This window comes from Patescibacteria group bacterium, assembly GCA_040390045.1.
In the GTDB taxonomy this organism is placed as follows: domain Bacteria; phylum Patescibacteriota; class Minisyncoccia; order Phycocordibacterales; family SIBU01; genus SIBU01.
On the sequence record JAZJZC010000004.1, the window covers coordinates 98,610 to 112,019 of the forward strand.

Genomic DNA, 13,410 nt, shown 5'->3' on the forward strand with positions numbered 1-13,410 from the left:
ATTTTCTTTGACATTCTTTCTGGTCTTGATATTATTTTGATAGTTCACACAAGAAAGGATTGCTATGCAAACCGCAGTAGTTGGCTGTTGTGACGATTGTCACCACTCTGTCAGTTTCCTGGTAACCGTTGGGTGGAAATTGTGCCACCAAAATGAATTGGCGCCAATGATCTGTCTCAAATGCACTCACGATCGACAAAGGGAGAAAAATTCTTCCAATAGGCCGGTCGGAAGCCCGCACGAGACTACCTTGCTCGCTTGATTTCTCGAAAGATTTATATGGGTACCTGAATAAGGCGCCCTTTTCTTTCTCTTTCTTACCTGAAACCTTAGCTTTTGTTATACACATCCTCAGCTTGTTGACAAGGAAGTCCCTATAGTCTATACTTCCGCCTATCTTCGCAAGATTGTGTTACGGGGGAAATTGAAGGGATTGCAAGGTTTATTGGTCCTTAATAAAATTCCAGATTTGGCACACTTCTTCGTTGCTCGCTCCGTTTGCTCCCGCGCAGTAGTTTACTACAGCTTGGTCGCAATACTCGCGAGCGCCTCGAATTGTATCCAAATCATGAAATTTTATAACCGCATTTTTCTTGCTTAATCTAACTAAATAACCAAAAATTTTTGGCTGCCTCTCATCCGAGGGAGTTTTTTGTCTGTATTTTTAAAAGTAAAGTTTAATAGATAAGGGGTGGGGAGATTATTAAAAGCTTTTTTATAAAAATTATGAACACACGACAAATATTTCACAACGGAAAATTGGAAGAAATGGTTCCGTACGACACCGGCGGAAAACGTTCAAAAAAATATTTCGGAAAGTGGAAAAAGGCTCTCACCGACACCCCAAACTTTGTCGCTCCTCAAATCAAGTCATTTGAATGGCTTGTAAAACATGGCCTTGAAGAAGTCTTTAAGGAATTTTCTTCTATTAAAGATTATGCTGGAAAGAAATTTGAATTGGACTTCACCGGTTTTAAACTCTCCGAACCAAAATTTGACGAATACTATGCCAAGGCCAACAAACTCTCCTACGAAGCGCCGCTCAAGGGAACCGTTAAGTTAAAAAATAAAGTTTTAGGAACTGTTAAAGAGCAGGAAATTTTCCTTGCCGATTTTCCACTCATGACCAATCACGGAACCTTTATTGTTTCCGGCATTGAACGAGTTATCGTGCCACAGCTCGCGCGATCATTCGGTATTTCCTTTACTGCGCAAGATATTAAAGGCGGCCGTTACTTCGGAGCTAAAATTATTCCTTCCCGTGGAGCTTGGATTGAAATTGAAAGTGATCCCGACGGCGCTATTTACGTTCGCATCGATCGAAAGAGAAAATTTGCTGTTACCTCACTCCTTCGAATTTTAGGCGCCGCAACTGAAAAAGATATTTTCTCTCATTTTAAGGATAATGAATTTGCTAGAGCAGTACTTGAAACCACCCTCCTTAAAGATCACGCCAAAACCGCTGACGATTCATTCCTCGAAGTTCACAAGCGATTGCGAGATGGCGATTTGGGAACAGTTGAAAACGCCAAAGAATTTATTCGCTCAATTTGGAGTGAAGAACGCTATGATATTTCAAAAGTAGGACGTTTTCGATTCAACAAGCGTTTCAATAAAAGTATGGATCCAAAGGCAATTGCCGTTCGAACTATTACGCTTGATGACGTGGTGACTATTGTCTCTCACGTTATTAATCTTAATAACACCCCCGGCTCTATCGAAGACGATATTGATCACTTAGGATCACGCCGCGTTCGTTTTGTCGGTGAACTCATGCAACAGAAAATTCGCGTTGGTATGTCTCAAATCAAACGAAACATTCAAGATCGAATGTCGACTGTTGATCCTGACGTCACCATGCCGGTACAATTTATTTCACCCAAACCTTTGCAGGCACGATTGAAAGAATTCTTCACCACCAACCAACTATCGCAATTCATGCTTCAGGAAAATATTCTTTCTGAACTCGAACACTTGCGAACGCTTTCTGCTCTTGGTCCCGGAGGTCTTACGCGCGAACGCGCAGGATTCGAAGTGCGCGACGTGCATCCATCTCACTACGGCAGACTCTGTCCAATTCATACACCCGAAGGTCCAAACATCGGTTTGATTTTGCGTTTGTCTACCTACGCAACGCTGAATGATTTCGGCATGATTGAAACTCCATACGCCAAAGTTACCAAGGGTGTTGTTACCAAAGAAATTCACTACTTAGACGCACTCGCCGAAGAGACTTTTAAAATTGCTCACGCCGCAACTGAATATGACAAAGATGGACGAATCACCAACGATGAAGTTGAAGTGAGAATCAGCGGTAAACCAGGACTCGTCACTCGAGACCAGGTTGATTATATCGACGTGGCCACCAACCAAGCCTTCTCGATCGCCACTTCGATGATCCCGTTCCTTAACCACGACGATGCCAACCGAGCGCTCATGGGTTCGAACATGCAAAAACAAGCAACTCCATGTTTGGTTCCTGAAGCTCCACTTGTCGCTACCGGCATTGAAGAAAAAGCAGCATTTGATAGCGGACGAATTATTATTTCTGAGGAAGAAGGAACAGTTACGCATGTTGACGCTTCAAAAATTTCTGTCAAAAATTCAAAAGGTAAGGAACACGAATATCCACTTGTTAATTTTTCTCGAACCAACGGCTTTACCGCCTTCCATCAACGACCATCGGTTAACCTCGGTGATTCAGTAAAGAAGGGAGACGTGTTGGCTGATACATCATCAAGTTCAAACGGCCAAGTAGCTCTCGGACAAAACATGCTCGTAGCCTTCATGTCATGGTCTGGATCAAACTACGAAGACGCTATTATTATTTCCGAACGATTGGTTAAAAATAGTAAATTCAGTTCAATTCACATTGAGGAATTTGTGGTCAACGTACGCGATACCAAACTTGGGCCCGAAATTACCACTCACGATATTCCAAACGTTGGCGAAGCTAAACTTAAAAATCTTGACGAAGATGGAGTAGTTCGCGTTGGAGCCGAGGTTCGTTCAGGAGACATCTTGGTTGGTAAAATTACGCCAAAAGGAGAGACACAACTTACTCCAGAAGAAAGACTCTTGCGATCACTCTTCGGTGAAAAAGCTCGTGACGTCAAAGATACATCAAAGAGAATGGAAGGAGGAAAGCGCGGCCGCATTATCGGTGTGAAAGTATTCTCTCGTGAAAAAGGAGACAAGCTCGATTCAGGAATCATCAAACGAATTCATATTGAAGTGGCAGAACTTCGAACGGTGTCTGTGGGAGACAAGCTCGCCGGCCGACACGGTAACAAAGGTGTTATTTCAAAAATTCTTCCAGAAGAAGATATGCCATACATGCCAGACGGCCGACCAGTGGATGTTATTTTGACTCCACTCGGCGTGCCTTCACGTATGAACCTCGGACAGATTTTGGAATTGCACTTGGGATTGGCCGCACAAATTCAAGGCTACCAAGCAATCGTTCCTCCTTTTGCCGGAGCAACTGAAACTGAAATCAAAGAAGAATTGGTAAAATCAGGTATTCCAGAATCTGGAAAAGTGAAACTTTACGACGGCCGAACCGGTCAGGCGTTTGATCAAGACATTGCCATTGGGTACATGTACATTCTTAAACTGCACCACATGGTTGAAGATAAGATTCACATGCGTTCAATTGGTCCGTACTCACTTATTACTCAGCAACCACTTGGAGGAAAAGCTCAAGGTGGAGGACAGCGATTCGGAGAAATGGAAGTCTGGGCACTTCTTGGACACGGCGCGGCACATACATTGCGTGAAATTCTGACAATCAAATCTGACGATATTATGGGACGAAGCGCGGCATTCGATTCAATTGTTAAGGGTGAAGAAATTTCCGAATCAAATGCTCCGGCATCGTTTAACGTTTTGCTCAACAACTTACGAGGATTAGCACTCGACGTTGATCTCAAAGGTCAACTTCCAGAAGTTCCTGATCAGAAAAGGTCGCGCACAAGAAGTGGAAGTGATCGATAGTTAAACTCAAAAAATACCATGATAAAATCAAAAACCATTGGAAATTTAAACACTTTCGAGAGCATCGGCCTCAAAATTGCCTCTCCCGAGAGAATCAAGGAGTGGTCCTACGGCGAAATCACCAAGCCGGAAACCATTAACTATCGAACACAGAGAAGTGAAAAATCTGGGCTATTCGACGAGAAAATTTTCGGCCCAGATCGAGATTACGAATGTTACTGTGGAAAATACCGCGGTATTCGCTATAAAGGAATTGTCTGTGAAAAATGTGGAGTGGAAATCACTCGCTCAATTGTTCGACGTGAACGAATGGGTCACATTGATCTCGCAACCCCAGTTTCTCACATCTGGTTTCTCCGAAGTATGCCATCTCGCTTGGGATTAATTCTTGGAATGGCAACGGGAGATTTGGAAAAAGTTATTTACTTCGCCGGTTACATCGTCACCAAGATTTTTGAAGACGACCGCGCGCAAATTCTCAAAGATCTCGACGCCGAATACAAATCAAAAGTTAAATCTCTTCAAGACGAGAAATCTAAAGACGCCATTAAAGAGAAATGTGTCGCTGCTAAAAAAGAAATTGAGAGTGTTCAAGAGGGAACTGTGCTTGATGAAGTGGCCTACCACAACTTCTCCATGAAATACGGCACCCTTTTCGAAGCTTCAATTGGAGCCGAAGCCGTGTACAGTTTGTGCAAAAATATTGACCTCAAAAAACTTGAGAATAAACTTGAACAGGATTTTCAAGAAGCCAGCTCGCTCGAAAAAGATAAGATCAACAAACGATTGAGCCTCGTTCGCTCAATGATCAACTCAAACATTCGCCCAGAATGGATGTTTTTGACGCGAATTCCTGTTATTCCACCAGCACTTCGACCAATGGTTCCATTAGACGGAGGCCGATATGCTACGTCAGATGTGAACGATTTGTACCGCCGCGTCATCAACCGCAACAATCGTTTGAAGAAATTGAAAGAAATCAATGCGCCGGATGTTATTTTGCGTAACGAAAAAAGAATTCTTCAGGAAGCCGTTGACTCACTTATTGATAACTCAATTCGACACGGCAACACTCCTTCAGGTGCCTTGAATCAATCACAGCGCCGACCGTTAAAATCCCTTTCTGACAACCTTAAAGGTAAACGAGGTCTTTTCCGACAAAACCTTTTGGGTAAACGCGTTGACTACTCAGCTCGATCGGTTATCGTTGTCGGTCCTGAACTCAAACTCGACCAGTGTGGTTTGCCAAAACACATGGCTCTTGAACTTTTCCGACCATTCGTTATCGGCGAACTTCTACGACGCGAATTAGCATTCAACATCCGCGGAGCCGGACGCCTTATCGACGAAGATGTTCCGGAAGTTTGGGCTATTCTTGAAGAAATCACCAAAGATAAATACGTTCTTCTAAACCGCGCGCCTACGTTGCACCGATTGGGTATTCAAGCTTTCCGACCTGTACTTATCGAAGGTAACGCTATTCATGTCCACCCACTCGTTTGTACCGCCTTCAACGCTGACTTCGACGGAGACCAGATGGCTGTCCACCTTCCGCTTGGAGTTGAGGCTCAGCTCGAGGCCAAGGAAATCATGGCATCTGACAAAAACATTTTGAAACCTGGAAACGGCGATCCGATTGTTTCTGCAAAAATGCTCGATATTGTTCTCGGTTGTTACTGGATGACCAAGATTATTCCAGGAGCTACAGGAGAAGGGAAATACTTCTCAAGTCCAAATGCCGCTATCACCGCGTTCAACTTCGACGCAGTGGAATTCCGCGCAAAGGTGAAAGTCATGGGAACCAGCAACCTCAAGTACAAGGAATTTGAAGGAGGGTTATTTGAAACATCTGTTGGACGATTGCTCTTCAATAGTGTGCTTCCATCTGACTACCCATACATCAACCAAGATATCGAACGAAAGAAAATGGCATGGCTCGTTGATGATCTCATCAACCGCTACGGCATCAAAAATATTCCACCGATCATGGATAAGATAAAGTCCTTCGGTTTCAAATACGCAACCTACTCTGGCGTTACCTGGGGAATTGACGATGTCAAAATTCCAGAAAAGAAACCTGAAGTGATTGACGCCGCTAAGAAAAAATCCGACCTCGTACTCAATCAATACAACGAAGGTTTGCTTTCAAAAGAAGAAAAACTTCGAAAAAATATTGAAATTTGGCACGGTGCTAAAAATGAAATTGAAAAATTAATCCCAGCAACACTTCCAGTAAACGGTTCAGTTCACGACATGGTGTTCTCTGGTGCTCGAGGTTCATTTTCACAGATTACTCAGATGGCCGGTATGAAAGGTTTGATTCAAAACACTGCCGGAGAAACTATCGAATTTCCAATTCTTTCTTCAATGAAAGAAGGTTTGACTCCAATTGAATACTTCATTACCACTCACGGTTCTCGAAAAGGTTTGACTGACACGGCGCTCAACACTGCCAAAGCCGGATACCTCACTCGAAAATTGTTCGTCGCCGCGCAAGATACGATTGTTACGGAAGAAGATTGTGGAACCAAAGACACCCTAACCATCAAACGAGTTGGCGCTCTTGGTGGAGATCCTACATTGGCGAAACACATCAAAGGACGAGTTCTCGGCGCTGACGCCATTGGCAAAAATGGCGAAGTTATTCTCAAGAAAGGAACCTTGTTGTCAAAAATTGACGCTTTGAAAATCCAGGATGAAGGGGCACTCGAAGCTAAAGTTCGATCACCACTGACCTGTAAATCAATCCACGGCGTTTGCATCAAATGTTACGGTGTTGATCTCGGTAAATTTGAATCGGTGGGAATTGGCGAAGCAGTAGGAACCGTTGCCGCTCAAGCTATCGGTGAACCAGGAACTCAGCTCACCATGCGTACTTTCCACGCCGGAGGAACCGCGTCTGTCGGAGGAGACATTACGCAAGGTTTGCCTCGCGTTGAAGAACTCTTCGAAAAACGAGCTCCAAAAAATCCAGCCGTTGTTTCTCGTGTAGATGGAGTTGTTACAGAAATTCGTGACATGGGTAAGGAAAAAATCATCATCGTTGTTCCCGACATTGCAGATAAATCAAAGACCAAGAAAAAGGCTGAGATTGAATACACGATGGGTTATGCTCGAATTTCATTTGTAAAGGTAGGAGATACGATTAAAAAGGGTGACGTTATTACCGACGGTTCAGTTGATATTGATGAACTCTTCAAATACGCTGGTCATGAAAAAACTGAAGACTACATCATCGCCGAAGTTACCAAGCCTTACGAGCTCCAAGGAGAAACTGTTTCTCGAAAACACATTGAAGTGATCGTCCGACAGATGTTCAGCCGACGAAAAGTTCTTGATGGTGGAGGCACTGCGCTTTCAACTGGAGAAATGATTGATCTCTACCAACTTCATCTAGAAAACGAAAAAGCTAAGGAAGCCGGACTTGAGGAAGCCAAGGTTGAACCAGTGATCATGGGAATTTCAGAGGTATCACTTTCACGCAAAAGCTTCCTTTCAGCCGCTTCCTTCCAACACACCACTCGCGTACTTATCAATGCCGCTATTCGCGGTAACGAAGACAAACTACTCGGTCTCATGGAAAACGTTATTATCGGACGCTTGATCCCAGCTGGAACTGGAGTTGTTGGTGGAGCAAAAGCTAATCTCATTAAAGAAAAGAGAGCAGAAAAAGAAGCTGAAGCCGCTCGAAGCTAGTTTTTCCGATTGACGTCACAGAAACACTTGTATATACTTCTGTATATACAAGTGTTTCTAGTAATTAACATGACAACGAAAATTCAAAAGTGGGGAAATAGTCTCGCTGTTCGCCTACCAAAAGAGGCGGCGGAAAACGCTGGTCTAAAACAAGGCTCAGTTGTATCTATCGTATCGAATGATGATTTGATTTCTATTAAACCGCTTTCGAAACCGAAAGAGACCCTTTCGCAACTTGTACGGAAAATTAGCGCCAAAAACAGACACGAGGAAATTGACTGGGGTAAAATGAAAGGCAAAGAAGTATGGTAAGACAAGCCTATATTCCCAATAGGGGCGACATCGTATGGATGAGCTTCGATCCTTCGTTTGGACATGAACAAGCAGGGAGAAGGCCGGCGTTAGTTGTATCGCCAAGGGTGTATAATAAAAAAACCAGCATGGCGATTTGTTGCCCAATTACGAGGTCAATCAAAGGTTACTCGTTTGAAGTTGAAATTTTGGTTGATGGTGTACAGAGTGTTGCACTAGCAGATCAAATCCGCGCACTCGATTGGTCAAAAAGAAAGTGCCAGTTCATAGGCAAGGTCTCTGAAGCGCAATTATCTGAGTTACAAAGCAAAATTAGTGAATTGATACAAGGATAACTATGTCAGGAAACGTAGATCAAATAAAAGAAAGGCTTAGCATAGTTGATGTTGTCGGTTCCTATGTTAAGCTCGAAAAAGCAGGTAGCAACTACAAAGCTCGGTGTCCATTTCATAATGAAAAGACGCCGTCCTTTTTCGTGTCGCCAGATAGAAATTCCTTTTACTGCTTCGGCTGCCAAGTGAAAGGTGATATTTTTTCCTTTGTCGAACAATTTGAAGGGTTGGATTTTGTCGGAGCACTAAAGGTTCTAGCTCAAAAAGCTGGAGTGACACTGGAACGAGAAAATCCTAAAGCTAAGAGCGAAAAAGACAGACTGTACTCAGTACTCGATGCTGCAACTAGCTTTTTCGAAAAATCATTGAGTTTGGATTCTGAGGCAAAAGAATATTTGGCCAAGAGGGGAGTAAAACCTGAAACTATTAAAGATTGGCGATTAGGTTTTGCGCCCGACTCTTGGAGGGCGCTGTACGATGATCTTACTGCCAAAGGCTTTACTACCGGAGAGATGATTTCTGCAGGACTTGTTAAGAAATCGGAGAAAGGTTTCTTCGATTTTTTCCGTGGCCGAATTATGTTTCCGATTTTTGACAGCTCAGAAAGAGTTATCGGATTTTCCGGCAGAATTCTATCGCGACTTGATGACGGAAAAACTGGCAAATACGTCAATAGCCCTGAAACAATCCTGTTCAACAAGTCGCGAGTTCTGTACGGCTTGCACAAAGCGAAATACGACATTCGAAAACGTGATTATTCAATCATGGTGGAAGGCCAAATGGATCTGGTACTCTCACACCAGGCCGGCTTCAGCAACACTGTTGCCGTCTCAGGTACCGCACTTTCGCAAGACATTTTAAGTGATAATGGAGTGACTAATCTCGGACTGCTAACACGACTTTCAAAAAACATTATTCTTTCGTTCGATTCTGACGAGGCGGGTTTTAAGGCGTCCGCACGAAACGCTAAAACCGCGTTAATGCTTGGGATGGATGTAAAAGTTGCAAAGCTGCCACAGGGCGAGGATCCTGCTGATATTATCTTGAGAAATCCTGCCGAGTGGGCGGAAATTATTAAAAATTCCAAACACGTCATTGATTTTTCTCTCGAAACTCTGCTTGAGAAAAAACTTGAACCGCGAAAATTGGGTGTTGAGATTCAAAAACTCATACTGCCATACGTAAAATCGCTTCAAAGTGCTATCGATCAGTCACACTTTATAACAAAAATTTCCGCATTGGCTGGAATAAAAGAGGACGCGCTATGGGCTGAGTTTAAGAAAATTGAAGTGGAACCAGCGATTGAAACTTTGCAGTTTAAAACCTCCGAAACCGCTGAACCCAAAAAAGCCAACCGAAAAAATAATATCGAGAAAAAAGTTTTAGGGATTCTAGTCTGGCAAGAAGCCAAAAAGAGCGATCAGAAAATTAATGTTTCCGAACTTCGAAAAAACTTGGTAGCAATCTTAGGCAACGAACAGTTTAACCTTTTAGAAACCGCAAACAAAAACAACCTTAATGATTTAATTTTTGAAGCCGAGCTGTCCTACGATAACTCCTTAAATCTCAAGCACACAATCGCAGAACTTTTACTTAATCTTGAAGAAGAAGTCATTGATCAAAAGTTGGCAGAAGCTATGAGCCTGTTGTATTCGAAGGAAAATAAAACCCATAGCGTGCATATGACCTCCGTTGACACTCTGTCACGAAGAAAGCAGGAATTACGTCTACTTAGAAGTAAATTGACCACAGAAAGTAGCAATAAATTATGAGGTAGTTTTATAAAGAAAACCCTTGATAACCCTGCTAAATAGTGTTAAAGTGCCTTCAAATAAACCTAAATTTTGATATGAAAAAAACCAAAAGCAAAAAGTCTAAAATCGTAAAAAAGCCAGTTTCCAAGGCAAAAACCTCTAAGAAGTCCAAAGCTCAAAAGGCTCCTAAAAAGAAGCTAAAATCAAAAGCCAAGGCTCCAAAAGCCTTCGTTTCCAAGAAAGACAAGGAAATGAATGACAAAGCGCAGAAACTTTTCCTCAAGGGTAAGGATCGCGGTTTCGTCACTCACGATGAAATCCTCAAAGAATTTCCTCACATCGAGGACGATATTTTTTTCCTGGATCAACTCTATGCCAAACTTCACGATGGTGGAATTGACATCCTAGAAAGTGGTGGAATGCTCGACCTCGGTGATGAGGTTGCGACAAAGAAAAATGTTTACGAAGGACGCGCATCAGAGTCTTCCTACGACTCGATCCAGATGTATCTGAAAGAAATTGGTCAGTACCCTTTGATTTACGCACAAGAGGAAAAAGATTTAGCCAAGAGAATTCAGACTGGCGATGAAGAAGCAAAAAATCTTTTGGCTCGTGCCAACCTCAGACTCGTGGTTTCAATTGCCAAAAAATACGTCGGTCGCTCGCCCGACCTCACCCTTCTCGACCTCATTCAAGAAGGTAACCTCGGTCTTTTCAAAGCAGTCGATAAATTCGATTGGACCAAAGGTTTCAAATTTTCAACCTACGCCACCTGGTGGATCCGCCAGGCTATTACTCGCGCCTTGGCAGACCAATCTCGCACCATTCGCGTCCCAGTACACATGGTAGAAACTATTGCTAAATACAAACAAGTCGTCCGCCGACTTTCTCAAGACCTAGGCCGCGATCCGTTACCTGAAGAAATTGCCGTTGAAATGGGACTTGATGTTGAGAAAGTTTATAATATTGAAAAAATTGATCAGGATACTGTATCACTCGAAAGCCCAGTAGGGGACGAAGGTGATGATGGTAAATCAACTCTCGGGGATTTTATCGCTGATGACAAAATTCTTTCACCTGACCACGAATCATCTCGCCGCATTCTTTCCGATCAAGTCAAAGAAATTCTCAACGATCTTTCAGAAAAAGAACGACGAATTTTGGAAATGCGTCATGGACTAAATGACGGCGTCACTCACACCCTCGAAGAAGTCGGTCAAAAATTCGGCGTCACACGCGAGCGTATCCGCCAAATTGAAGCTAAAGCTCACGAAAAAATAAGACAACACGATAAGGCTAAAAGACTCGAAAATTACTAATTTTAAAACCGCCCCCGATGAACATCGCGGGCGGTTTTGTATAAAGAAAAAACCCAATATCCGGAGATATTGGGTGCCTCGTTAAGTCGAGACTGACAGTGATACTGCTACTCAGTGGTGGCAGGCGGAACCGGAGTTCCCCGAAGCCAGTCGAAAAGGTTGCCCTCATCAAAAGCGGCAATAAGGTTGACCGCAACCTTCTTCAGATGATTTCCCAAATCCCTGCCTGCCCAGTTGGTGTTGTAATCGTAGGCAATGGGTTTATGGAAAATGTGCCAGTAGGGCCGATCGATGGCATTAAAACCCACTAGCCCTCCTTGATTAGCGCGGAGAAATGCAATCGTGTCCGCGACCATTTCATTGAACAATGGGAATGTCCCGGAATCCGAGAACCTTCCGATCACAAACATGTACGGGATTCCTTTTTTGAATCCTACAACGTACGGATCAATTGATCGCAACCAGTTGGTGTTCTTCCAGTCGCCGCCAGCGACGTCATGATAAGGGGTCATTATCACGAGATAATCAAAAAGGCCACGTGCCTCCCGAATTCGCCGCGAGATGGCTGGGGGAATCTGATCTCCTCCGTAGTGGCGAAGGGTCCGCGTGCGACGGTTGTACATCTGAAAAAAGTCCGCCCAGTTTTGATTGGGAAACAAGTTGCAGAAATACTTAGTCGATGAATGGACCTTCGGGTCCGGAACTTCCCAGATTTGATCCGCTTCGCGTGTCCCAGCCTCATCTGCCCAAAAATACCAAACTGGCACAGCGGTGAACAGGTCAGGTAGGTACTGGATCGGCAAGATCGTATCTCGCCGAACGAGATTCTCAGTGATCATGAATCGAAGAGTCTCGCGAAACGATTTGAACCGGGCCACTTCGGCTCGGAGCGAATTGTTCTGCACATCCATGCCGAGCTCACTCTGGTTTTTAATGGCTTCATCAACTCCGGCATCAAGGGCGGTATCGTCCTCAGCCAGGCTAAATGTTGAGCCGAACTGGGCCAGCGCTGGGAACAGGTGCTCCAGGAAGAGCCGCATCAGTTCGCCAACATTTTCCGGCACCGACGAGTCCCGAGGGACTTCCGATGCGGGTTGATTGGCAACCACCTGTGCGATCACCTCCGGCGGAATAGTTTTCACGCCCATGGCTTTCTGCCGAGCCGTCGGTTGTACCTCATTTGTAGCGAGTGCTCCTCCAGCGAATGGCGCCAGAGCAACAAAGCCCGGGATCGCTTGCGTGCCGGCGGGGATGAGCTCAATCTCAATGGTTTCAACAGCCCCGATGGCACGGTAGTACCCCGTTCCACGTTTCGGATCATTGGCCACATTAAACGAAACCACCATACCCACGCGAGGTGGAGAGGAGCAGTCATCCTTATGCAGGAAGATGTCCGCGATGGTTTCGATGTTGTGTGGCCCACCATGGCTCATTGCCACGGTCCTGATACCGATGAACGCGTATCCGTCATTACCCGGGACACTCACTACCCGGCCAGTGTATTTTCCAGCAGTTTGCATTGTTACCTTTCAGTCAGTTGGACAGTCAGTCAGAATCTTTCAAAGGACCTATCCGTTTCCTTCAGAGATACTAAACACCACAGCGGCGTTCAGTAGACTGAAGGAAACCTCGACGCATTATAATACATTTATACCTACTTTGTCAACAATTAAAAAGACGCCTGAAAAGCGTCTAAAGATGAGGGTGATTTAATCAAATTGGAGAGACCAAGAAGGGGTATTTGTCTGGATTGAAACCGCTTTCCTTGAGCGCATCGCGAAGGTCGGCAAGTCCAGCCCAAACTTGGTCCTTCTTTTTGCTACCACTGGGAAGGCTGATTGAAAGAAGCTGGTTGACGCTATCAATTCGGTGCTTCAGCATAAACCGGAATGTCGGACGCCTGATTTTGAACCCAGCGTGAACGGAAAACTGGCCGATTGACATGGCTCCCAATTTCGCCAGCCTTGAATTTTTTCTTCCCATAACATTAGAACAATAGCT

9 protein-coding genes are annotated in these 13,410 nt (G+C 44.2%); 6 read left to right on the forward strand and 3 right to left on the reverse strand.

Going from position 1 to position 13,410, the window contains the following annotated elements; genetic code table 11:
• Positions 1–31 precede the first annotated feature (31 nt).
• Positions 32–349, reverse strand: a complete 318-nt coding sequence (locus V4467_04155; GenBank protein MES2088153.1) for a hypothetical protein — start codon at positions 347–349, stop codon at positions 32–34.
• A gap of 377 nt (positions 350–726) precedes the next feature.
• On the opposite strand from V4467_04155, the gene V4467_04160 reads away from it, so the two are divergent.
• The 6 genes from V4467_04160 to V4467_04185 all read left to right on the forward strand — a co-directional run bounded on the left by V4467_04160 (position 727) and on the right by V4467_04185 (position 11,409).
• Positions 727–3,996: a DNA-directed RNA polymerase subunit beta gene (locus V4467_04160; GenBank protein ID MES2088154.1), complete on the forward strand. Its 3,270-nt coding sequence runs from the start codon at positions 727–729 to the stop codon at positions 3,994–3,996.
• A 36-nt stretch (positions 3,997–4,032) separates the two neighbouring features.
• Positions 4,033–7,692 carry a DNA-directed RNA polymerase subunit beta' gene (rpoC, locus tag V4467_04165; protein MES2088155.1) on the forward strand — a complete coding sequence of 1,220 codons (3,660 nt, stop codon included), beginning with the start codon at positions 4,033–4,035 and terminating at the stop codon, positions 7,690–7,692.
• A gap of 69 nt (positions 7,693–7,761) precedes the next feature.
• Positions 7,762–8,004 (forward strand): AbrB/MazE/SpoVT family DNA-binding domain-containing protein, encoded by a 243-nt coding sequence (locus V4467_04170; protein MES2088156.1) that lies wholly within the window; start codon positions 7,762–7,764, stop codon positions 8,002–8,004.
• The gene (gene mazF / locus V4467_04175) at positions 7,998–8,339 is read left to right on the forward strand and encodes an endoribonuclease MazF (protein MES2088157.1); all 342 of its coding nucleotides are present in this window, start codon (positions 7,998–8,000) and stop codon (positions 8,337–8,339) included. Before V4467_04170 ends, mazF begins: the two co-directional genes overlap by 7 nt.
• A gap of 2 nt (positions 8,340–8,341) precedes the next feature.
• Entirely contained in the window at positions 8,342–10,108 is a 1,767-nt protein-coding gene (dnaG, locus tag V4467_04180; protein MES2088158.1) for a DNA primase, read from the forward strand.
• 77 nt (positions 10,109–10,185) lie between these two features.
• Positions 10,186–11,409 carry a sigma-70 family RNA polymerase sigma factor gene (locus tag V4467_04185; GenBank protein ID MES2088159.1) on the forward strand — a complete coding sequence of 408 codons (1,224 nt, stop codon included), beginning with the start codon at positions 10,186–10,188 and terminating at the stop codon, positions 11,407–11,409.
• A 107-nt stretch (positions 11,410–11,516) separates the two neighbouring features.
• Here the strand turns inward: V4467_04185 and V4467_04190 are convergent, their stop codons facing one another.
• Positions 11,517–12,929: a hypothetical protein gene (locus tag V4467_04190; GenBank protein MES2088160.1), complete on the reverse strand. Its 1,413-nt coding sequence runs from the start codon at positions 12,927–12,929 to the stop codon at positions 11,517–11,519.
• A gap of 193 nt (positions 12,930–13,122) precedes the next feature.
• Positions 13,123–13,392 (reverse strand): hypothetical protein, encoded by a 270-nt coding sequence (locus V4467_04195; protein ID MES2088161.1) that lies wholly within the window; start codon positions 13,390–13,392, stop codon positions 13,123–13,125.
• Positions 13,393–13,410: the final 18 nt, after the last annotated feature.

Coding starts and splice junctions, on each gene's coding strand:
- V4467_04155 (MES2088153.1), bottom strand. CDS start 349: ATGTGTATAACAAAAGCTAAGGTTTCAGGTAAGAAAGAGAAAGAAAAG.
- V4467_04160 (MES2088154.1), top strand. CDS start 727: ATGAACACACGACAAATATTTCACAACGGAAAATTGGAAGAAATGGTT.
- V4467_04170 (MES2088156.1), top strand. CDS start 7,762: ATGACAACGAAAATTCAAAAGTGGGGAAATAGTCTCGCTGTTCGCCTA.
- mazF (MES2088157.1), top strand. CDS start 7,998: ATGGTAAGACAAGCCTATATTCCCAATAGGGGCGACATCGTATGGATG.
- dnaG (MES2088158.1), top strand. CDS start 8,342: ATGTCAGGAAACGTAGATCAAATAAAAGAAAGGCTTAGCATAGTTGAT.
- V4467_04185 (MES2088159.1), top strand. CDS start 10,186: ATGAAAAAAACCAAAAGCAAAAAGTCTAAAATCGTAAAAAAGCCAGTT.
- V4467_04190 (MES2088160.1), bottom strand. CDS start 12,929: ATGCAAACTGCTGGAAAATACACTGGCCGGGTAGTGAGTGTCCCGGGT.
- V4467_04195 (MES2088161.1), bottom strand. CDS start 13,392: ATGGGAAGAAAAAATTCAAGGCTGGCGAAATTGGGAGCCATGTCAATC.